The 22,404-nt window shown below is 57.9% G+C and carries 18 protein-coding genes; all 18 read right to left on the bottom strand.

The genetic code is table 11. The features are described from left to right. Positions 1-7: 7 nt before the first annotated feature. A complete protein-coding gene (locus AC50YL_RS03090; RefSeq protein WP_494829203.1) occupies positions 8-847 on the bottom strand; it encodes a hypothetical protein in 840 nt (279 codons plus the stop codon). Next, on the bottom strand, positions 844-1,533 hold the full coding sequence (locus tag AC50YL_RS03095) for an ATP-binding cassette domain-containing protein (protein ID WP_494829204.1): 690 nt from the start codon (positions 1,531-1,533) through the stop codon (positions 844-846). Before AC50YL_RS03095 ends, AC50YL_RS03090 begins: the two co-directional genes overlap by 4 nt. Continuing rightward, entirely contained in the window at positions 1,526-1,927 is a 402-nt protein-coding gene (locus AC50YL_RS03100) for a GntR family transcriptional regulator (protein ID WP_494829206.1), read from the bottom strand. The genes AC50YL_RS03095 and AC50YL_RS03100 overlap by 8 nt, the downstream gene beginning before the upstream one ends. A gap of 187 nt (positions 1,928-2,114) precedes the next feature. Further along, positions 2,115-2,837: an RNA polymerase sporulation sigma factor SigE gene (sigE, locus tag AC50YL_RS03105; protein WP_090638315.1), complete on the bottom strand. Its 723-nt coding sequence runs from the start codon at positions 2,835-2,837 to the stop codon at positions 2,115-2,117. Beyond that, positions 2,816-3,814, bottom strand: coding sequence for a sigma-E processing peptidase SpoIIGA (gene spoIIGA, locus AC50YL_RS03110; protein WP_494829208.1), 999 nt, complete (start codon positions 3,812-3,814; stop codon positions 2,816-2,818). Before spoIIGA ends, sigE begins: the two co-directional genes overlap by 22 nt. Positions 3,815-4,121: 307 nt before the next feature. After that, positions 4,122-5,258, bottom strand: coding sequence for a cell division protein FtsZ (gene ftsZ, locus AC50YL_RS03115; protein WP_494829210.1), 1,137 nt, complete (start codon positions 5,256-5,258; stop codon positions 4,122-4,124). Positions 5,259-5,274: 16 nt separating this feature from the next. Further along, positions 5,275-6,519 (bottom strand): cell division protein FtsA, encoded by a 1,245-nt coding sequence (gene ftsA / locus AC50YL_RS03120; RefSeq protein WP_494829212.1) that lies wholly within the window; start codon positions 6,517-6,519, stop codon positions 5,275-5,277. Between the two features lie 232 nt (positions 6,520-6,751). Continuing rightward, entirely contained in the window at positions 6,752-7,516 is a 765-nt protein-coding gene (locus AC50YL_RS03125) for a cell division protein FtsQ/DivIB (protein ID WP_494829213.1), read from the bottom strand. Between the two features lie 92 nt (positions 7,517-7,608). After that, positions 7,609-8,889, bottom strand: coding sequence for a UDP-N-acetylglucosamine 1-carboxyvinyltransferase (gene murA, locus AC50YL_RS03130; RefSeq protein WP_494829215.1), 1,281 nt, complete (start codon positions 8,887-8,889; stop codon positions 7,609-7,611). Positions 8,890-8,904: 15 nt separating this feature from the next. After that, on the bottom strand, positions 8,905-9,810 hold the full coding sequence (murB, locus tag AC50YL_RS03135; protein ID WP_494829217.1) for a UDP-N-acetylmuramate dehydrogenase: 906 nt from the start codon (positions 9,808-9,810) through the stop codon (positions 8,905-8,907). 203 nt (positions 9,811-10,013) lie between these two features. Continuing rightward, positions 10,014-11,120, bottom strand: coding sequence for an undecaprenyldiphospho-muramoylpentapeptide beta-N-acetylglucosaminyltransferase (gene murG, locus AC50YL_RS03140; RefSeq protein WP_494829219.1), 1,107 nt, complete (start codon positions 11,118-11,120; stop codon positions 10,014-10,016). A 9-nt stretch (positions 11,121-11,129) separates the two neighbouring features. Next, complete coding sequence (gene spoVE, locus AC50YL_RS03145) at positions 11,130-12,227, bottom strand: stage V sporulation protein E (protein WP_494829220.1); 1,098 nt, start codon at positions 12,225-12,227, stop codon at positions 11,130-11,132. 44 nt (positions 12,228-12,271) lie between these two features. Then, positions 12,272-13,708 carry a UDP-N-acetylmuramoyl-L-alanine--D-glutamate ligase gene (gene murD / locus AC50YL_RS03150; RefSeq protein WP_494829222.1) on the bottom strand — a complete coding sequence of 479 codons (1,437 nt, stop codon included), beginning with the start codon at positions 13,706-13,708 and terminating at the stop codon, positions 12,272-12,274. Positions 13,709-14,107: 399 nt separating this feature from the next. Further along, positions 14,108-15,064: a phospho-N-acetylmuramoyl-pentapeptide-transferase gene (gene mraY / locus AC50YL_RS03155; RefSeq protein WP_494829224.1), complete on the bottom strand. Its 957-nt coding sequence runs from the start codon at positions 15,062-15,064 to the stop codon at positions 14,108-14,110. Positions 15,065-15,073: 9 nt separating this feature from the next. After that, positions 15,074-16,480 carry a UDP-N-acetylmuramoyl-tripeptide--D-alanyl-D-alanine ligase gene (locus tag AC50YL_RS03160; RefSeq protein WP_494829226.1) on the bottom strand — a complete coding sequence of 469 codons (1,407 nt, stop codon included), beginning with the start codon at positions 16,478-16,480 and terminating at the stop codon, positions 15,074-15,076. Continuing rightward, positions 16,477-17,970: a UDP-N-acetylmuramoyl-L-alanyl-D-glutamate--2,6-diaminopimelate ligase gene (locus tag AC50YL_RS03165; protein WP_494829227.1), complete on the bottom strand. Its 1,494-nt coding sequence runs from the start codon at positions 17,968-17,970 to the stop codon at positions 16,477-16,479. Before AC50YL_RS03165 ends, AC50YL_RS03160 begins: the two co-directional genes overlap by 4 nt. Before the next feature lie 109 nt (positions 17,971-18,079). Next, a complete protein-coding gene (locus AC50YL_RS03170; protein WP_494829229.1) occupies positions 18,080-20,020 on the bottom strand; it encodes a stage V sporulation protein D in 1,941 nt (646 codons plus the stop codon). A 140-nt stretch (positions 20,021-20,160) separates the two neighbouring features. After that, positions 20,161-22,395, bottom strand: coding sequence for a penicillin-binding transpeptidase domain-containing protein (locus AC50YL_RS03175; RefSeq protein WP_494829231.1), 2,235 nt, complete (start codon positions 22,393-22,395; stop codon positions 20,161-20,163). Positions 22,396-22,404: the final 9 nt, after the last annotated feature.

The raw sequence follows: 22,404 nt of genomic DNA on the forward strand, positions 1-22,404 counted from the left end.
GCTCCTCCTATACCGTGACCTTTTTCGAAATGAGATGCAGCCCAAGCCATATCGTAACCGCCGCGACGATGAGCCCGAGCGCGACTTCGATACCGAACCATTCGATCGTATACCAGTATGTCGCGGTAAGGTTGCCGGGCAAAAGAACAGGGAGCATCATGAACACGCCGACGGCGGCAATATATAGGATCGCAGCTACGATTCCTTTCCACTTATAGCTGCGTTCCAACAGCACCGCCGTGAAGCCGATCAAGACCACGATGGCGCCTGCGCCGTAATTGATGACGAAATCGGTGAACGTCTGCGGTATCAGCATCGACAATAGCCGATCGTTCGCGACCAAGTCGAAGATATTGCTCGATTCGAAGAGCGTATCGCCCCCTGCCAGCATGTACAAGCCGTTCTCGATGGGCAGCAACGCGAGTTGAAGCGACACGAGCGCGAATACGAATAGGAGGATGGCCGTAAACTTTGCGAAGTAAATGTTTCTTCTCGCGGTCGGAAGCGTGAGCAGCCGATAAATAAACGCGTTCTTGCCGAACCATTCCTTGTACCAAATAAAGAAGACATACAAGACAAGTCCGCCGATGCAAAGCGCGATCGGCGCGTAAACCGCCAGACCCGCGCGCGCGAGGCCGTCGATGAACGAATGCTTGCCGTGCTCCTGCACGAATGCGGCGACCGTGCTATGGTTCAACTGCACCCGATCGTTTACTTCGCTCGCGTATCTGTGCGTTTCATAGAGGATGCCGACACCCTGCAGGACGATCGTCACGATCGCGAGCACCGCCAGCATCTTCCAAAAACGCGTAATTTCCCAATGGACGAGCTTCAAATAGCGGTTCATCCGTTATACACCTCTCTCATGACGTCCATAACCGATTTTCCTTCTTGCAAACGTACTTCCTCGGTCTCGAATTCCCTTCGGACGAGACCGTTCTCGAGCAGGACGACCTTGTCGATCAAATGCTCGATGTCGTTGATCTCGTGCGTCGTGATGATTACGCCCCGCTCCTCGATAAGGTGGCTGGTGAACACGGACGCGATCTGCTCCCGGCTGAACATGTCGATGCCGGAGAACGGCTCGTCCATGAGGACGTAATCGACGTCGAGCGCCAAGCCGAGAAGGAGATTGAGTTTGGCCGCATTGCCCTTGGACAGTTCGCCGACTCTATCGCGGCCGTTCAGCTTGAAGAATCCCGCGAGCTCGGCCGCACGCTTCGTGTTCCAGCTGGCGTAATAATCTTTCATGAATTGCATGCAGGCGTCCACGGTCATGTTCGGCGGCATCGTGATCGAATCCGGAATGAAAGTGATCTTGTCGTATAATTGGCTGGAAATCGTCCGTCCGTCGATCAGAATGGTTCCGCTCGCCACGGGCGTAAGCCCCATGATCGCCTTAAGCACCGTCGACTTGCCGACGCCGTTAATGCCGATCAAGCAAGTGATCTGTCCCTTCTCCGCCGTAAACGATACATCCTTCAATACATGCTTGCGGCCGTATTTCTTGCCGATGCCTTTGACCTCAATCATGGCTGATCCCCTCCGGTTCGTGCTTGGCGTAGCTGTCTTCGATGCGGAGCTTCACGATCGCGAGCAGCTCATCGACGGGGACTTGGATCTTGGCGATGGATGCGACGAAGGCATCGACCGCGTCCGCGATGAGCTCGCCTCTGATGGATTGCAGCGTCCGCTCATCCGACGTAATGCGGCTGGGGGAGTTTCCTTCCGTTACGATCAAGCCTTGTTCCTCCATTTCCTTATACGCCTTCTGGGCCGTATTGGGGTTGATTTGCAGCGTGCCCGCCAGCTCCCTGCGCGAAGGAATAACTTGTCCCTGCGCCAAATGCCCTGTCGCGATTTGTTCCTTGAAATGCCGGACCACCTGCATGTAGACGGGATCGCGATTATTGAATTTCACTTCCAACGGTTCATCACCCCTGCCGATTCGTTTCCTTATTTTGGTGTGTGTACTACTTAGTTCATACACTATACGTGTACTATACCCATAATACACTAGGCTGTCAATCATTTTGTCTTGCGGGGCAACCTGCACGCAAAAAAAGCCCGGGATCCCCTTTGCCGGGGGATCCGGACTTACCTCTGCGCACGGTTTAGACCATCTTATTGAATTCTTTGCGGAGCCGCTTGATGATGCGTTTTTCCAGCCTGGAAATGTATGATTGCGAGATGCCCAGCAGGTCGGCCACGTCCTTCTGGGTTTTCTCTTCCCCGTCCGCCAGCCCGAAGCGCAGCTCCATGATGATGCGCTCCCGTTCCGTCAATTTATCCAACGCTTTATGCAGCAGCTTGCGGTCGACCTGCTCCTCGATGTTCCGGTAGATCGTGTCGTTCTCGGTCCCGAGCACATCGGAGAGCAGCAGCTCGTTGCCGTCCCAATCGATGTTCAGCGGTTCGTCGAAGGACACTTCGGTCCGCGTCTTGCTGTTGCGCCGAAGATACATGAGAATCTCGTTCTCGATGCACCTTGACGCATAGGTCGCAAGCTTGATTTTCTTCTCCGGATCGAACGTATTGACCGCCTTAATGAGGCCGATCGCGCCGATGGACACCAAATCCTCGATGTGAATGCCCGTATTCTCGAATTTCCGGGCGATGTACACGACGAGGCGGAGATTGCGTTCGATCAGCATGGCCCGGATAGCCGAGTCGCCGGAAGGCAGCTTCTCCAGCAAATATTCCTCTTCTTCGCGCGTGAGCGGGGGCGGCAGCGCCTCGCTTCCGCCAATATAATAAATTTCCTCGCTCTTGAGGCCGAATAAAAACAAAACGCGATAATAATATAACTGCAGGATTAATTTCCATTTGACGAGCATGCTGCTCCATCCCTTCCCGAAGTACTGTGAATGGTTTCGATCGTGACGCTTCGCTCTTGAAGAAGTGACGGATGGATAATCGCCCTGTAGGTCCCGTCTGCAACAAGCTTCCCCGCATCCAAGCCGATAAGCACTTTTTTGGACTGAAATACGTCCCCGTCCCGGTCAACGATGACCAGATCCGGTTTGATGGCAAGCATGAACTGCGCGCCGCGGTTCACCCCCCGGTATGGCACAAGCCGCAAACGGTCCTGCCATATGAAAGGCTCTTGATCCGTCAGGCCCGCGATAAGCTGATCCACCTTCGCCTCCCGGATTAGACGAAACCATGCCGCCGGGAGCACATCCTCCCATACGGAAGCTTCCATGACCATTACCGGCGTTCTCGTCAGCGGTTCGTACAGCTGATTTCCCGTATCGATCAGCCCCGTGCAGCCATGCACATGGTCGCCGATTCGCACGCTCACCTCCGCGAGATGGGTTGTGACCAGATCCCGCTCCCGACGCTGCGCCATCACCGAACGGTAAATATAGTAGCCGACCACCACGATGCCGAACAAAAAGATCATCGTCGTGCTCAACATGAAGCTCGGTTTGCCATTCACGTAGATGACGGTCCGCCACAGCTGGTTCGAGCTGTTCATGAACAAATAATGAAACCCGAGCACCGCTCCGGCGGCAGCGAAGTTAACCCCGTAAAACGCGCCGATCAATCGGACAAAATGCTGTACGCTTCCAAATCCGAAGGCGATGAACAGCATGACGACGGACAACAGCAGCTTGACGACGACCGTGAACAGAAACGACAACGACGGAAAAACGATCATGACGGCATACAAGGAACCGACGCCTGCTGCCAGCAACACCCGCCACCATTTGGCGCGAATGCTTCGCACCCAGGCGGTAAGCAATAGATTGGAGCCGTCGATCAACAGGTTTACCAGAAACAATACGTCGATATAAACGGCATCCAGCACCTTCACCTTCCTGCTGCGGGTCCATTCTCCGCCCCTCTTAAAAAAGCTTTCGCGAGTTTCCCGCGAGGCTTTCGCAAGTTTCCCGCGCGGCGCTCGCCAGGCTCTCGCGATCTTTTATCGAGGAAGAGCGGCTTGTGTCTAGTATAGTTAAATCCTATTACAATGTCTGTCTAAACATGCCGTCAGGAGCGATCTTTTTTTGTCGACCGAACCGTTGCCGATACGACGGACAAGCTTGGCGGACAAGCCCTTTTCTAGCAAAAAAGCCGCTTTCCGTAGATACGGAAAGCGGCTAAAGTCCTCATTATTACCGATCGTTGTTGCGGCGATTGCGAAGAAACGCGGGAATGTCGAGCTGGTCGCTGGACACCGGCGTACCGAACGGTTTCGGTCCGTTGCCCGCTGCCGGTTGTCGCGGCGGTTCGGCCGCCGCGGGCGCCTCGTTATTCTGCTGCGAGCCGACGGTAGGACGGCGCACCTGCTGCGCGCCGCGATGTTCGAAGCCGGTCGCGATGACCGTCACTTTGATTTCTTCCTTCAGGTTCTCGTCGATGCTTGCGCCGAAAATCATGTTCACGTCCGGATCGGAAGCGGAGATGACGATCTCCGCCGCTTCGTTGACTTCGTACAACGACAGGTTCGAGCCGCCGGTGATGTTCATGATAATGCCGCGTGCGCCGTCGATGGACGTTTCCAGCAGCGGGCTTTGAATCGCCTTGCGCGCCGCCTCCGCCGCACGGTTCTCGCCGGTGGCGTTGCCGATGCCCATCAGCGCGGAACCGCGTTCCGTCATGATGGTCTTGACGTCGGCAAAGTCGAGGTTGATGAGACCCGGCACCGCGATCAGATCGGAGATGCCTTGTACGGCTTGCTTCAGGACGTTATCCGCTTCGCGGAACGCTTCGAGCATCGGCGTTTTCTTGTCGACGATCTCGAGCAGCCGGTCATTCGGAATGACGATCAGCGTATCGACTTTTTCTTTGAGCGCTTCGATGCCGAGCTCGGCTTGTCCGGAGCGCTTGCGGCCTTCGAACGTGAACGGGCGCGTCACGACGCCGACGGTCAGCGCGCCGCACTCGCGGGCGATCTCGGCGATGACCGGAGCGGCTCCCGTGCCGGTTCCGCCGCCCATGCCCGCGGTTACGAATACCATGTCCGCGCCTTTGAGCGTGTTCATGACGGATTCGCGGGATTCTTCGGCCGCCTTCTTGCCCACTTCCGGATTGGCGCCTGCGCCGAGTCCGCGCGTCAGCTTGTCGCCGATCTGCAGCTTCTGTTCGGCTCTGGCCATATGGAGCGCTTGCGCATCCGTGTTCACCGTTATAAATTCAACGCCTCTGACGCCATTCTCGATCATCCGGTTGACGGCATTGCTGCCGCCGCCGCCAACGCCGATGACTTTGATTTGAGCCATCTGCTCCATATCGAAATCGAATTCCAACATGCTGAAGTTCCCCCGATCAAATAAATTCGCTAAACATATTTTTCAAACGCTCGAAAAGGCCGGGCTTCGAGGGAGTACTTGTTGCATTTGCCTTCCTGTTCGCGCTCTTCTTCGGCGCGGATACGGTGCGGCCCCTCATGTATTTCGATACATATTGAATCATGCCGACACCGCTCGTGAAAGCCGGGTCACGGACGCCGATATAGTCCGGTACGGCAATGCGTACGCTCGCTTCCAATTCATGCTGGGCAAGCGGCAGCGTCCCCGCCATGGTGACGGTCCCGCCGGTAAGCACATACCCGTTGACTTTGTCGCCGTAACCCAAACGCCGGACTTCCTGGCGGATCAAGTGAAAAATTTCCTGCATGCGCGGTTCGATGATATTGGCCAGGTCAACCTGCGTGAATTCCTTTTCCACGTTGCTGCCCATGCGCATGACTTTGAATTTCTGATCCTCCGCGGCATCATCCACGAGCGCGCAGCCGAATTTCTGCTTGATCTTCTCCGCTTGCTCCGTCTGGGTCCGAAGACCGTATGATATGTCGCTCGTCACGTATTCGCCGCCGACCGGCAGCGTGGACGTCGCGACGATGCTCCCTTGTTCGAAAATAGCAATCGTGCTGGAGCCTGCGCCGATATCCGCAAGCACGGTGCCCATCATTTTCTCGTCTTTGGTTAACGACATTTGGCCGGATGCCAGCGACATCAGGATAATGCCGGAAATGCGCAAATTGGCTTTCTCGACGCACCGGACTAAATTATGTATGGCCGTCTTCGCTCCGGTTACGACTGTCGCTTCCACTTCCAAACGGACGCCGATCATGCCGCGCGGGTCGGAAATGCCCTCAAGTCCGTCCACCAAATATTGCTTCGGCACCAGATTGATGATTTCTCGTTCGGGAGGCAGCGCGACGACTTTAGCCGCTTGCAGGACACGCTCGATATCTTCTTCGCCGATCTCGCGGTCTTCGTTGGAAATCGCGACAACGCCGTGATTCGTCTGCAATCCGATATGGTTGCCCTGAATGCCTACATATACATCGGTTATTTGAATATCGACCATCCGCTCGGCATGGTCCACAGCATTTCGTATCGATGCGACGGTCTGATCAATATCAACGATAGCGCCTTTGCGTATACCTTCTGAGTCGGCAGATCCAACTCCAATAATATTAATGACGCCGTTATTTACCTCGCCAATAATAGCACGAACCTTGGATGTACCGATGTCCAAACTCACGATGATGTCATTGCTGCTCAACCTCTGGCACCTCCGTTTCAACATTGATAAGGTACAATTCATTGCCGTTCCTGTACATGCATTTCTTCTTATTCAACGCAGTACTCATTTTCCCTCTTTTTTCAACAATTTTTTCAACATTTTATTTGTACTGCCCGCGTGTCCGAGCGTATATCCGGCATCGTCCGTTTCGAATAAAATGCAAAGGGGGTTAAATAAATCTACATAAATAAAATTCTATCACTCTTTGAAGCTATTGAGTAGTCTCTTTTTGCGTAACGGCGGGATTTTCCGGCTCTTCGGGGACGAACGGCGCGTATTTATCGGCAAGCAGCAGCGTTATGGTTCCGGGCGGCTGAATTTCGATCACGGCATTCATCGTGGCGATCTTGTCGGACAGCAGCGAGACCGCCGTAATGACTTCGAAGCGCGTTCTGGTGTAGATTTTGATCCGGTCGGGATAGGACGTCGACGGCACCGGGCTGATCTCGGAGAAATCGGACAGCGATTGCTCCGGAATCGCGGCCAGCGCCTTGCACAAGGAGGCGAGCACGGGATCGCCGGTCTTCCAGCCGGACAGGATCGGTTTGTCGACGACGAGGTCGGCTCCCGCGGGCACCCCGGTTCCGTTCGCCAAAACCGCCGTCAGTTCTCCTTTGTTCGACAACGAGTATGCGACGGTCTCGTATTCCTGAACGTGAATCGTGATGCCCCCCGGGAACGATTTGGTCACCCTGACGTTCTTGATCGGCTTCATGGTACGGATTCTGGCTTCGATCGTTTCGGTCGACGTACCGAAGAAGGAATCGCCTGCCGCGATGCCGGCGGTCTTGCGGATATCCGCGGCCTGCATGACCTTCTGTCCTTCGACCGTCACGGTCGATACTTTGCTAATGGAAGAATTGAAGAACAGCACGCCCAATATCACGATAAAAAGCAGAACGAGCACCGCCAGCAACTTTTTGCCGCCTCTGCGCCGTTTGGCTGGTTCCCGCAGAACGGGCATCTTCTCTTGCATGGCTTGTCCCCTATTCATATAAACGCAAACGGCGTCCCGCCGCTGTGGGCTGGAGCCGCTTACGCGTTATCTATCTTGTTCGGGATGCTGTCTCAAGGCACGATCGTATTGTTGGGTACGGGTGAAAAGCGGGTAATCCTGGCGCCCAAACGGCCAAGCATCGTCTCGATCCGGTCGTAGCCGCGGTCGATGTGGTGCACCTGCTCGACGACGGTCTTGCCTTGCGCGGCAAGCCCCGCGATCACGAGAGCCGCTCCCGCGCGCAGATCCGTCGCTTCCACCGTCGCGCCATAAAGCCTGGAAACGCCGCGTATGAACGCGGAGCTAAGATCGACGCGAATGTCCGCACCCATGCGGGCGAGCTCATCCACGTGCTTGAACCTGCCTTCGAAGATCGTTTCCTTCATGACGCTGACGCCGTCGGCCAGGGCCAGCAAGACCATGATCTGCGACTGGAGATCGGTCGGAAATGCCGGGTATGGCGAGGTGACGATCCGATCGATCGATTTGGGACGCGAAGCGGTTCCTACCTTGATTATATCACCGTCTACCGCTATTTGAACACCTGTGCGCCTGAGCACATGGATGAGAGAGGTTAGATGCGAAGGGCAGGTATTGAGCAGCGTCACCTGTCCGCGAGTCGCGGCCGCCGCCACCATCACCGTTCCGGTCACGATGCGGTCCGGAATGACCTGATAGCTGCAAGGCGTCAGCTTCTCTACCCCTTCGACGGTTATCGTGTCCGTGCCGGCGCCGATGATCTTCGCGCCCATGCGGTTCAGAAAATGCTGCAAATCTTGGATTTCCGGTTCTCTCGCGGCGTTGCTGATCGTCGTCAGCCCTTCCGCAAGAACGGCGGCCATCATAATGTTCTCCGTTGCGCCGACGCTCGGAAAGTCCAGATGGATCTCCGCGCCCGTCAGCTTCTTCGCATAGCAGACGATCCGGCTCCCGTCTTCTTCGATTTCCGCGCCGAGCGCTTCCAGGCCGCTCAGATGCAAATCGATTTTCCGTTCTCCGATCGCGCAACCGCCAGGCTGATAAATCGTCACTTCGCCGAACCTGGCCAAGAGCGGCCCCATCAGGAAGATGGAGGAACGCATCTGGCGCATCAGCGCTTCAGGAATGTGGGAAGAATGCAGGCTTGACGTGTCGAGCCGCACGGTTTGATCATCGTGCTCCGCCCGGCAACCGAGCTCGCGCAAAATGTTCAGCATGACGTCGATGTCGAGCAGTTTGGGCACATGATCGATCGTCACTTTTCCTTCTACCAGCATGCATGCAGCCAAAATCGGCAAAGCGGCATTTTTCGCGCCTTGGATAACAATGGTTCCTGAGAGAGGTTTCCCGCCTTCAATCACCAATTTGTCCAATTTATCACCTCCGAATTACCGCTCACCCACAACCAGTACCTCCGTCACCAGCTCGATGCCGAATTTTTCCCGAACGTTCTTGCGTACGGTCGTTATCAGGGTGAGGACATCTTCAGCTGTCGCTTGCCCGGTGTTGACAATGAAATTGGCGTGCTGCGCGGATACTTCCGCGCCACCTTGTCGCATACCCTTTAACCCGGCTTCTTGAATCAGCCTTGCGGCATGATCGTTCGGCGGATTTCGAAATACGCTCCCCGCGGACGGCAGTTTAAGCGGCTGGGTGTGGAGCCTGCGTTGTTTGAGCGCGGCCATGGACGCCGCGATCGCTTTCCGGTCTCCCTCTTCCAGCTCGAATACCGCGCCCGTCACGATGCCCGGACTTTCGTGGAGAACGGAATGACGATAGGAAAACGCCATCTCCTCTGCCCCGAAGCGAACCAATTCCCCTGTTTCCAGCACAATGTCAGCTGATTTGAATATACGTGACACATCGGATCCGTGGGCGCCTGCGTTCATGTAGACGGCTCCGCCGACCGAGCCCGGAATTCCCCCCGCGAATTCCAGTCCCGTCAATCCTTCCTTGCCGGCCATGACCGACAACTTAATGAAGGAATATGCGGCTCCCGCATGAACGAGCGTGCCATCGAATCGCGCATAATCGAATCGTTCGCCCGGCTGAATGACGACGCCCCGGATCCCCTTGTCGCTGACAAGCATGTTGGAACCGCGTCCGAGATTGGTCCACCGCAGCCCGTGCTGATGAAGCAACCGGACGACCGACACCAGCTGGTCTTGGGTATCCGGAATGATCAGGACGTCCGCCGGCCCGCCGATCTTCCATGTCGTGTATGCTGCCAGCGGTTCGTTATACATGACGCTGCCCGCGTCGATTTCACGTAAATCCGCCAAAAACTGCTCCATTTGTCGTACCTCCTTCTGCTGCAAGCGACTGAAACCTCCAGGCGTTCGTCCCTTCTTCCGAGCGGCCCGTTCCCGCGCTGCGAGATGCGTCAAGCGCAGCTCCCAACCGGGTTTCAAGCCCTCAGGATGATGGTCACGATTATGCTGTATACTATGCCTTCCCGCACAGGAGTGTGACAATCGCCTATTTGACAGGCACCGGCTTACTTCCCGGTCAGCCGCTTCAGCTCGCCGACGATCATCGCCGCCGAGTCCGGCATCCCGAGCGCCCGTGCCGCCTCGCCCATCTTCGCATGGACGTGCTTATCGTTCATAATGCCGACGATGCGCTCGAACAGCGCCGCCGCGTTCAAATCGCGTTCGCGAATCATCTCCGCCGCGCCGGCATCCGCCAGGCTGCGGGCATTCGCCTCTTGATGGTTGTTCGTCACGTTCGGAGACGGAACGAGAATCGAGGGAATGCCGAGCGCCGTGATCTCCGCCAAGGAAGAAGCCCCGGATCTGCCGACGACCAGCTGCGACGCGGCCAGCACTTCCGGCATCCGGTGCAGGTAAGGCAGAACCTGCAAGCGGGCCGGAAGCTTAGGCGAAGCGGCCTTGATGCGGTTCATCGTCCCCTCGTAGTAACTTTCTCCGGTTACAAACACAAAATGGACGTCTGGCAGCCGCCCGAGCAGCGGTACCATGTCCACCATCACGTCGTTTATGGCCTTCGCCCCTCGGCTTCCGCCGACCAGCAACACGATCCGGCTGCGCGGCGGGATGCCGAGCAGGGCATACCCTTCTTGCTTATCGGCACGCACGACGTTCGTCGCGCAAGGATTGCCGGTATATAACGTGCTTCGCGACCGCTTGAATTGCGTCAACGCCGTCTCGAAGCTTACCGCGACGCTGTCCGCGTAGCGGGATAGAAATTGATTGGTCAAGCCCGCGACGGCGTTCTGCTCATGGATGAGCGTGGGAATGCCGAGCTTCGCCGCCGCGTAGAGGACGGGGCCGCAGACGTAACCGCCCGTGCCCACGACCACGTCGGGTTTGAATTCCCGCAGCAGCTGCTTGGAGCGGCGAACGCCTTTCAGGAACCGCATGACCGTTCGCACATTATCGTAAGACAGCTTCCGTTTGAAGCCGGTGATTTCGACGGGCTCGAAGGCGATGCCTTGAGCGGGGACGATGCGGCTCTCGAGCCCTTTCGGGGAGCCGATGTAGAGCACGGCCGAACCCGGCTCCTCCGTCATCACCTGCTTGCCGATCGCAAGCGCGGGATAGATATGGCCGCCGGTTCCGCCGCCCGATAATACGATACGCATAATTGAAGCTCACCTCGAATAACGGGATATATTTAGCAAAATGCCAAGCGCGGTCAGCAGCAGGGTTAGCGACGAACCTCCGTAGCTGACGAGCGGCAGCGTGATGCCCGTTACGGGAAGCATGCCGATAACGACGCCGATATTGATAAAGACCTGCACGGCCACGATGCCGATGATGCCGACCGCGAGCAGGCTTCCGAACGTATCCGGCGCCGCGATCGCGGTCCGCATGCCGCGCCATAAGAGAATGCCGAACAATAGAATGATTGCCGCTCCGCCGATAAAGCCGAGTTCTTCCGAGAGTATGGAAAAAATGAAATCCGTCTGCGGTTCCGGCAAGTAATTGAACTTCTGGCGGCTCATGCCGAGACCGAGGCCGACGAGTCCGCCGGGACCGATCGCGTACAGCGACTGGATGGATTGATAGCCGGCGCCGAGCGGGTCGGCCCAAGGATCCAGGAACGCGGTGATTCGCTGAAGCCTGTACGGCGCCGCCAAGATCAGACCGACCAAGCCGGCGACGCCGACGAGCGCGAGCGAACCCAAATGGCGAATACGCGCGCCCGCCGTATATATGATGAGCAACGAGGCGCCGATCATGACAGCCCCCGTGCCCAGATCCGGCTGAAGCATGATGAGTCCGAATGCCAGGCCGAGAATGCCGAGCGGCGGCAGCAGCCCTTTCGTGAACTGCGTGACCGCCTGCTGCTTCTCGGCTAACAGCTTGGCCAAGAAAATAACCATCGCCAGCTTCATGAACTCCGACGGCTGGATGCCGAAGGAACTGATGCCGAGCCAGCTGCGCGCGCCGCCGCGGACGACGCCGACGCCGGGGATCAACACGATCAGCAGCATGCCGAAACAAACGAGCAGGCCGAACTTGGCCCACTTCTTCCAAATCCAGTAGTCCGCGTTCATCGCGACGATCATCGCCCCGATGCCGAGCGCGGCAAACAGCACCTGGCGCTTGACGTAATAAAATTTGTCCCCGTAGTCATGAAAGGCCAATACGGCACTGGCGCTGTACACCATGATGAGACCGATGGCGAGAATGAGCAGGATCGAGATAATCATCCACATATCCGGGGCGGACCTGGCTTTGGCCATGCGCGAACACCTCTTGCGAGCTGAAGTAGGGACAAGCCCCCTACTTACAAGTTATGCGCCGATTGCTTAAAAATGCTCCCCCGCGTCTCATAGGATGCAAACATATCCCAGCTTGCGCATGCGGGCGACAGCAGGACGATGTCCCCAGGTTCCGCAAACGCGGCCGCTTCGCGAACCGCAAGACGGAGGGTGCTCTCGGCGTCCTCTTCAGGTTCGACGAGTTTGACCGCCGTTAAACCTGCCAGCTCCGCCACGCGCGCGATCTTGCCGCGCGTCTCGCCGAGCGCGACGACGGCTTTCACCTGGTCGCGGAAATGCGGCAGCAGCTCCATGTAGTCCGAGCCGCGGTCGAGTCCGCCGGCGATCAGCACGATCCGGGGCGGGAAGGAATGCAGCGCGATGACAGTGGCCGTGGAGTTCGTCGCCTTGGAATTGTTATAGTAAGCAACGCCATTCCGCTCGCATACGTATTCAAGCCTATGCTCCACGCCGCGGAAGCTGCGCAGCGGTTCCACGAGCGATCCCGCGGATGCGCCAGCCGTGAGGCATACGGCGATCGCGGCAAGCGCGTCCGATACATTATGGCGGCCGGGAATGCCCAGCTCCGCGACAGCAAGGATGTCGCGTTCCCCGCTCTCTTGATCGCGCCAGACGATCCGGCGCTCGATCTCGCCATCCGGTTCCGTAAGTGAATGCGGGAATGGCGGCGTGACGTACAAGCCATAGGTCAGCTCCTCCGTCGTGGCAAACGGAATGATGCTCGCCTGCAGCTGACCCGAATTCATCAGATCCCGACAAACGGGATCGTCGGCGTTCAGCACCGCTACATCGTCTTTCGTTTGGTTGGCGAACAGCTTCGCCTTGGATGCGATGTAGTCTTCCATGTCGCCGTGGTAATCGAGATGCGTCTCGGCGACGTTAAGCAGCAGCGCGATCCGCGGACGGAATTCGGCTGTGCCCTTCAACTGAAAGCTGCTCAGCTCCGCGACGATCCAGTCACCCGGCTCCGCGATTTGTGCCGCTTCGCAGAGCGGCGTGCCGATGTTGCCGGCCACCATCGACTTCAAGCCGGCCGCCTCCATCATTTCGCCGATCCATGTCGTGGTCGTCGTCTTGCCGTTGGATCCGGTGATGCCGATGATCGGAGCCGGCGACAGCAGGTACGCGACTTCGACTTCCGTTACGACCTCGATGCCCTGCTCGATCGCCTGCCTTACCGGCGGCGACGTATACGGGATGCCCGGGTTCTTCACCACGAGCGCCGTGTCCGGCGTCACGAGATTCTCCGGATGACCGCCGCATAGAACAGAAACACCCAAAGCGTCCAGCTCGTCCGCTTCGGGGCATAATTGGCGTTCTTTCCTATCGTTGACGGTGACGATCGCGCCAAGCTTATGGAACAGTTTCGCGACGCTGACCCCGCTTCTGGCAAGACCCAATACGATTACCTGTTGATCCTTGTACAAGGATGGGTGTTTCATAGGTTCACTCCTTTATGTTCCTCTTGGAGAGGAATGCCAAGGGCGCTGCCCTCTGGACTCCCATTAAACTATTAGTTTCATACTTCCTTAATACCTTTAGACCATCCCCTAAGTCCCTCTTGGAAAGGGGGATTCCGAGGGTTCCACCCTCTGGACACCCGGATGGCAGAACGTTGGAGCTTAAGAGGCGCTCCTGCCCTGGTGCGGCGTTAGGCACGATGTCCCTGACGGGACAACTTTACGTTTGGCTCGCCTGTGCTACCTGTGAGACTTCGTCCTTAAGAACGTTTGGGTCACAGAGATGGTTGGGCTGCTTCGTTTCGCGTAGCTGAACTACGACAGCGATTGGAAATCCAAACTGACCGCAGGGCACATCTAAATATCACCTATAATTTTTATTTAGCGTCCCAAGTAAACGCCGATCGCCGCGAGCACGATGCCGACCGTCCAGAACACCGTGACGACTTTCCATTCGCCCCAGCCGGAAAGCTCGAAATGGTGATGGATCGGGCTCATTTTGAAGATTCGCTTGCCTCTCAGCTTGAACGAACCGACTTGCAGGATGACCGAAAGCATTTCCAGTACGAAGACGCCGCCGATGACGACGAGCAATAATTCCGTTTTCGTTAAAATCGCGACCGCCGCCATGCCGCCGCCGATGCCGAGCGAGCCCGAGTCGCCCATGAATACTTTGGCCGGATGCGCATTGAAGACCAGGAAGCCGAGCAGGGCGCCGATCATCGTCGCGGAGAAAATCGCGGATTCATGCTCGCTCGCGTGAAGCGCCAGGATCGTGAACGCCGTGAAGGCGACAGCGCCTGTCCCGCCTAACAAGCCGTCCACGCCGTCCGTGAAGTTGACGGCGTTGGACGTGGCGAACATCATCACGACCACGAACGGATAATAGAACCAGCCGAAATCGATTTCCGCCGACGTGCCGGGGATGCCGATGACCGTGCTGTGGTGCATCTGATGCAGCAGCACGCAGATCATCACCGAGAACAACAGCTGGCCGAACAGCTTCTGGAACGCGGTCAGGCCGAGCGAGCGCTTGAACGCGATTTTAATGTAATCGTCGAGAAAACCGACCAGACCGAACCCCAGGCAGGCAATGAGCAGCACCCAGAATTCATTCGTCTTGTCCGAGAATTTCAAGAACGCCAGCAGCACCGCGAGCAGAATGATGATGCCGCCCATGGTCGGCGTGCCCGTTTTCTTCAGATGGCTCTGCGGGCCGTCGGTGCGGATCTGCTGGCCGAATTTGAGACGCCTCAGCAGCGGGATGAAAAGCGGCCCGAACAAGACCGCAAGCATGAAGGAAGCGCCGATTGACAGAAGAATGACCTTAACGTCCATGATCCACCTCTATGTCCGCTGCAGCGCATGGACGATTTCTTCCATGCGCATGCCGCGCGATCCTTTCACGAGTACTAGATCCTCCGGCTCGACCCGAGCCTGAAGCCATTCCGTTAACTGTCCTTTATCGTCAAAAGCGCGAATCTGCGCTTCTCCGCCGTCCGATGCAAAGTGCTTCGCGGCTTCAGCCGCGATGTTCCGCGACAGCGCGCCGTAGGTCAGAACGGCATCCGCTTTCAGAGGCGTGATATAAGCGCCGATCTCGCCGTGCATCTCGTTCTCCCGCGGCCCAAGCTCCAGCATATCGCCGAGCACGAGCCATTTGCGCCTGAAACCGGTCAGGCCGGCCACGAGATCGATTGCGGCCCGGACCGAGGTCGGGCTGGCGTTGTACGCATCGTTGAGCACCAGGGCGCCGTTATGCGCCTTGCCCGGCTCGATGCGCATGCCGGTCAGCTTCAAGCGCTCGAAGCCTTGACGGATCGCGGCAGCCGGCACGCCCAGTCTCTTCGCCGCGGCGATCGCCGCCAGCGCGTTAGAGACGTTATGCCTGCCCGCGGCCGGAAGCGCGACGCGCGCGAGTTCGACGTCGCCTCTTACGTCGAACAAGGAAGACAGCGCGTCTCCGGAGACGTTGTCCGCTACCCAGCTGCTTCCATCCTGCAATCCGAAGGTCTGCACCTCGCCCCCTTCAGGAAGCCTGGCCGATCGAAGCCCTTCGCGCAACAGCGGCTCGTCGCCGTTCACGAGCAGCAGTCCGCCCGGCCGAAGGCCGGCGACGATCTCCAGCTTCGCCTTCGCGATGCCCTCGCGCGAGCCGAGCTGTTCCATGTGCGAGTCGCCGATGTTCGTGATGATCGCGACGTCCGGCTTGGCGAGCCGGGTCAGAAAATCGATCTCGCCGAACTCGCTCATGCCCATCTCCAGCACGACGGCGTCGCAGCTTTCGTCCAGCTCCAGCACCGTGAGCGGCAGTCCGAGATGGTTGTTCAGGTTGCCCTCCGTCTTATGTACGCGGAACGCCTCGGACAAGACGGCCGCGACCATGTCCTTGGTCGTCGTCTTGCCGTTGCTGCCCGTCACGCCGATGACGCGCAGGTCAAGCTCGTCGCGGTAATTCGCCGCAAGCCGCTGCAGCGCGGCAACCGTGTCCTCCACGAGGATCAGCGGCGCATCCGACAAAGCGCCGGGCACCGCTTTGTTCCGGTCCCATAGCGCCCCGCCCGCGCCCGCCGACAACGCGCCCGCGACGAAATCATGGCCGTCGACGCGTTCGCCCAAGATCGGAACGAACAGCTGTCCGGGCCGCATCGTTCTGGAATTGATGGAGACGCCGCCGATGACGACGCCGCCGTTATCGTTCAAAACCGCGCCGCCGCAAAGGGCGGCAATCGCGTTTAATGGTCGTATGATCACAATGAAAGACTCCTTATCGATTCTTTGGCCACCTCTCGGTCGTCAAAGTCGTATTTGACGCCGCGTATGTCCTGGTAGGTCTCGTGGCCCTTCCCCGCAATTAATACTACATCGTCGCGGCTCGCCATTTCAACCGCTTTTTGAATCGCGGCGCGGCGGTCGGCAAGCAGCTCGTAGCGGTCCAGGGGCACTTCGTCCCGCAGCAGTCCCGCCTCCACGTCGGCAAGGATCCGAAGCGGATCCTCCGTGCGCGGATTATCGGAAGTGACGAAGCTGTAATCGGCGTAACGCGCCGAAATGCTCCCCATCAGCGGACGCTTCGTGCGGTCGCGGTCGCCTCCGCAGCCGAAGACGCAGATGACCCGGCCGGCGGCGAATTCTTTGACCGCTTTCAGCACGTTCTCCAACCCGTCAGGCGTATGCGCGTAATCGACGATGACCGCGAACGGTTGGCCCGCGTTCACCGCTTCCACCCGTCCCGGCACGCCCGGGAGCGCTTCAAGGCTGGCTTTGATTTGCCGGAGCGGAATGCCTTCGATCAACGCGGCGCAAATCGCGCCAAGCGCATTGTACACGTTGTACTTGCCGGCCATCCGAAGCGTGATGTCCGCGGCGCCCGCGAACGTCTCGACGCGAAATGCCGTTCCGTGCGCCGTGATGCGGATCTTCGATGCCCGCACGTCCGAATCGCGCTCGATCCCGTAGGTGACGACCTCCGCGGCCGTCGCGTCGGCGTAGCCGGGCGATGCGGGGTCGTCCGCGTTCAGCACCGCGAACAGGCGGTCCTCCGGCGAGGCGGCGAATTCGTTGCCAAGCCGGCTAAAGAACAAGCCTTTGGCCGCCGCGTAGCGCTCCATCGTCTGGTGATAATCCAGATGATCCTGGGTCAAATTCGTGAAAATCGCCGTCCGGTACCGACAGCCCTTCACCCTGCCCTGCTCCAACGCGTGCGACGACACTTCCATCACGCAATAGTCCGTGCCGGACTCCGCCATCGCATGCAGGGCGCGCTGCAGCTCCAGCGCCTCCGGCGTCGTTCCCGACATCGGATGCGAGCCCCCGCCGTAACGCATCTCCACGGTGCCGATGACGCCCGGCGAATGGCCGGCGTCCCGCAGGATCCGTTCGATCAAATACGTCGTCGTCGTCTTGCCGTTCGTCCCCGTCACGCCGATCAGCTTCAACCGGCGGCTGGGTTGCCCGTAGTAATAATCCGCTATGACGGCCATTGCGTGCCGGCTGTCCTTGACGATGATTTGCGGAATCGAGGCCGGCAGTTCGAGCAGCCGTTCCGCGACGACCGCCGCGGCTCCGTTCGCCACGGCCTGGGCGGCGAAATCATGCCCGTCGACCTTATGGCCGCGCAGGCAGATGAAAGCGTCCCCCGTCCCGGCTTTCCGCGAATCGATCTCGATTCCGGCGAGTTCCGTTTCCCCTTCTCCGACAAGGACAGCCGTCAGTAGCAGTGAGGCCAATTGTTCCACCCGCATCGCTTTGGTCCCCTCCCATGAGCAGATCAGGCTGTGCGAGCCGCCGAAGCGGCGGCAGGCATCCTGCGCAGCCTACGCCAACTATCGTTACTCTCACTACTCATTATAGTCAGGGATTTTCGCTTTCATCATCGTCTTTCGTTAAATATATGCGGATGGTTGACCCTCTGTCGACGCGCGTTCCCGCGGCCGGCGACTGACGGATGACGGTATCGCCGCTGCCCGCGGAGGTCAGGTTGAAGTTCATGTTGAGATCTTCATAGATATCTGATACCGTTTTGCCGACGAGATTCGGGACCGTGACGATCGGCGTCTCGCCGTATTTGTAATCCTTGTTGATCTGTTTCGAGCTCGGCTGCACGCCCATGTAAGGCAGCGCGTCCGCCAGGATGTTGTGCACGATCGGCGCGGCGACGACGCCCCCGAACTGAATGCCCTGCGGGTTGTCGACGGCCACGTACACGACGATCTTCGGATTGTCCGCCGGCGCGAAGCCGACGAACGACACGATGTGCTCGTTGGGCGAATAGCGCCCGTTGACGACCTTCTGCGCGGTACCCGTCTTGCCGCCTACCCGGTAACCGTCGATAAATGCGTTGCGTCCGGTTCCTTTGGCGACGACGCTTTCCAGCGCGCCGCGCACTTGCTCGCTCGTTTTATCGGATATTACCTTGCGTACCGCCTCGGGCTCTACCGTGCTGACCGTTTCTCCGGTATCCGGGTTGATCCATTTCTTCGCGACGTGAGGCTTGTAGAGCGTGCCTCCGTTGATCGCGGCCGAAACCGCCGCGATTTGCTGGATCGGCGTCACGGACACCCCTTGGCCGAATGACGTCGTGGCCAATTCGACCGGGCCGACCTGGCTCATTTTGAACATGATGCCGTTCTCTTCGCCGCCGAGATCGATGCCCGTTTTCTTGCCGAAGCCGAAGTTTTTAATATACTCGAAAAGCTTGTCTTTGCCAAGCCGGTTGCCGAGCGCGACGAAGCCGGGATTGCAGGAATTTTGCACGACCTCGAGGAAGGTTTGGCTGCCGTGGCCGCCTTTCTTCCAGCAGCGCAGCCGCGCGCCGCCGATCTCCACCGCGCCGGGATCGAAGAAATGATCCGTCGTCAGGTTGACCTTGCCTTCCTCCAGCGCGGCGGCCAGCGTGATGATCTTGAACGTCGACCCCGGCTCGTATGTCATCCAAATCGGCAGGTTGCGGTTGTAAATCTGCTGGTCGACTTCCTTGTACTTGTCGGGTTCGTACGTCGGACGGCTGGCCATGCCCAAGATTTCGCCGGTATTGGGATCCATCGCGATCGCGATCGCGTCGTCCGGCTTCAGCTTGACCATCGCCTGATCCAGCTCGCGCTCCATGATCGTCTGAATCTGTTTGTCCAGCGTCAGCTCCAAATTGAGCCCGTCCTTCGGCGCCGAATACGTATCGGACGAACCCGGCATGAGATCGCCCTTGGCATCGGAGAGGAACGAGACGTTCCCATTAATTCCCTGAAGCAGCGCATCGTATTTCGCCTCGATGCCCGTTAAGCCTTGATTGTCGATGCCGGTAAACCCGAGCACGTGCGAAGCGAAGCTGCCGAGCGGATAATACCGCTTGTTGTCCTCCGCGACGACGATGCCGGGCAGATTGAGATCCTTGATCTGCTGCGCCTTGTCCGTCGTGATCTTGCGGCCGCCGGGCTTGATGTACACGATCAGCTGCTTCTTCGTAATCGTCGTGAAAATCGAATCTTCCGTCATGCCGAGCACGGCGGAAAGCTTGGCCGCCGCATCGCGCGCATCCTTCACTTGGGCGGGGATCGCCATAATGGTCGGCGAACTAATATTATACGCAAGCAGGCTGCCGTTTCGGTCCATGATCTCGCCGCGCTTGGCAGCAAATGGAATTTCCCTTCGCCAGCTGTCCTCGGCTTTGGCCGCGAGTTCTTCGCCCTTCCACAGCTGCACGTACCCCAGCCTGCCGGCCAAAAGCCCGAAAGCAAGAACGCCAATGAGAAGCGCCGCGAACAATCGGCGCCTGATCGTTACGTTGGAAACCTTCACCTGTCATCCCTCCGAAAAGGCTCGTAAAACGGGAACGTTCGTCCAACCGTCTCCTATTCCAAGCCTATTCGAACAGAAAAGGGGATAGAACAAGCTATCCCCCGAGAAGAATCGGCTATCGCCGTTCCGTGCCGTTCATCTTAACCACTGTCCTTGCTTCCGGTTCCCTTGCCTTTTCCGCCGTCTAAGGCGGTCTGCGTTCCGTCGCTCGAGCCATCGGCGTCCGACGGCTTAAGCATCTCTTTGTCCGGCGGCGCCAGGTTCAACTGGAGCACGTCTTGGCCGTTCAGCTTCGCCTTCGTCTGCGATTTGACGAAGCCGCCGCCGCTGGCCAGGCATTTGACGCCGAGATTCGCGCAGATCTGCATCGCGTCGCGCAGCGACATGCCCTTCATGTTCGGCGTCGTCAGTTTGCTCTGATCCTGCGTAAGCAGGAAGATATTCTGATCCGGACCAATGGTTGTCCCCGCTTTCGGAATCTGCTTGAGTATCGTGCCGCCGTTTCCGACGACCGTGAAAGCCAGCTTCTTGTCCGTGAGGCTCTTCTTCGCCTGCGTCAACGTCAGCTTCGTTACGTCGGGAACGGCTACCGTCTGCTCGGTGGCCGCGTTAACAGCCGCGTCGTCTTTGGTGATGATCGGCTGAACCCCCATATGCTTCAGGCTTTGCAGCATGATCTGCTTGAAGATCGGCGCAACCGCCCCCCCTCCCGAAAGCAACCGGTCGTTCGGGGCGTCCATGACGATGTACAGCACGACTTTCGGATTGCCGACAGGCGCGAAGCCGATGAACGACAGCACGTATTTGTCCTCCGCGTATTTGCCGTCGATTACCTTCTGTGCCGTCCCCGTCTTGCCGGCAACCCGGTAGCCCTGGATATAGGCGTTTTTGCCTGACCCGATCTGCTGGTCGGATACGACTTGTTCCAGATATTCATCCACCTGGTTGGCGGTGTTCTCGGTCACGACCTGACGGACGACTTGCGGTTTCGTCACGACGGACGTCTTCTTTACGGGATCGTCGATCTCCTTCACGAGATGCGGAACAAGAAGCTTGCCTCCGTTGGCGACCGCCGCTACGGCGGCCACCTGCTGGATTGGCGTCACGGACACCCCTTGGCCGAAGGCGGCCGTTGCAAAATCGGCCGGATAAACCGGATTGACCAATCCTGCCACCTCTCCGCCGAGCTCGATGCCCGTTTTTTTCCCGAAGCCGAAGTTTTCAATGTAACTCAACAATTTGTCCGACTTCAATCCCTCGTAGCCGAGTTTGACGAACGCAACGTTACTGGATCGCTTCAAGCCATCCAGAAACGAGATTGTTCCCCAATTTTGTTTTACGTCGTGGATGGTAGCCCCCGGAACTTTAATCGAACCGGACTTGTACATCACATTCGGATCGAATATCCCTTCCTGCACCGCGCCTGCAAGCGTGACGATCTTGAACGTTGAGCCGGGTTCATACGTCGACTTGATGGAATGATCGTAGAAATTCGCCTGCGGCGACGTCCAATAGGAGTTCGGATTGAAATTGGGCATGTTCGCCATGCCGAGAATTTCCATCGTCTGCGGATCGGCGGCGATCGCGGTAATGCTCTGCGGTTGATATTTGTAGTACGCCTCTTTGATTGCGTCTTCGATATAATTCTGGATGTTGTCGTCGATGGTCAGCTTGACGTTCTTGCCGTCGACCGCCGGCGTCATGTCCACGGATCCGTTATCGAGTATCACGCCGTTGCCGTCGCGCTCGTATTTGATGCTTCCCTCGGTTCCCCGCAGTTGGCTGTCCAGCGCAGATTCCAGTCCCAGCTTCGCGTTCCCTTCCTTGTCCTCGTACCCGAGTACGTGCGACGCAAGCGAGCCTTTCGGATAGAACCGTTTCTTCTCGTCGATCAGATAGATGCCAACGTCTTTCTCGTCGGTCTGCTCGATTAACTGCTCGCGGAACTTGATGATCCGGTCCGCAACCTCTTTATCGATCTTCCAGCCGCCGTCATGAAGCTCGCGCTGCATGTAATACTTGCCGTTCGCCTGCTTCGCTTCGGCGACGTCTCGAACTTTGTCCTTAGATATGCCTAGCACCGAACTAAGCTTGTTGACGATCTCGTCGCTCAGTTTCAAGGTATGGATGATGCTAGGGTTAAGGGCAACGGTATACGCAGTCACGTCCATGGCGAGTACATTGCCGTTGCGATCCGTAATCGTACCGCGCGCGGGGATGAGCTTCTCCGACCGCGACCATACTTCCTTAGCCTTCTCTGTCCAGAAATCCGCCTTGACGACCTGCACCCAGTAGATTCGACCGACGAGGAAAACAAAAAGGAGGGAAATAACCCCTCCGACAAGCAGCGTGCGCAGTTTTATTCGTTTCGTCATCGTCTCACC

It is taken from the genome of Paenibacillus sp. J22P277 (assembly GCF_059383675.1).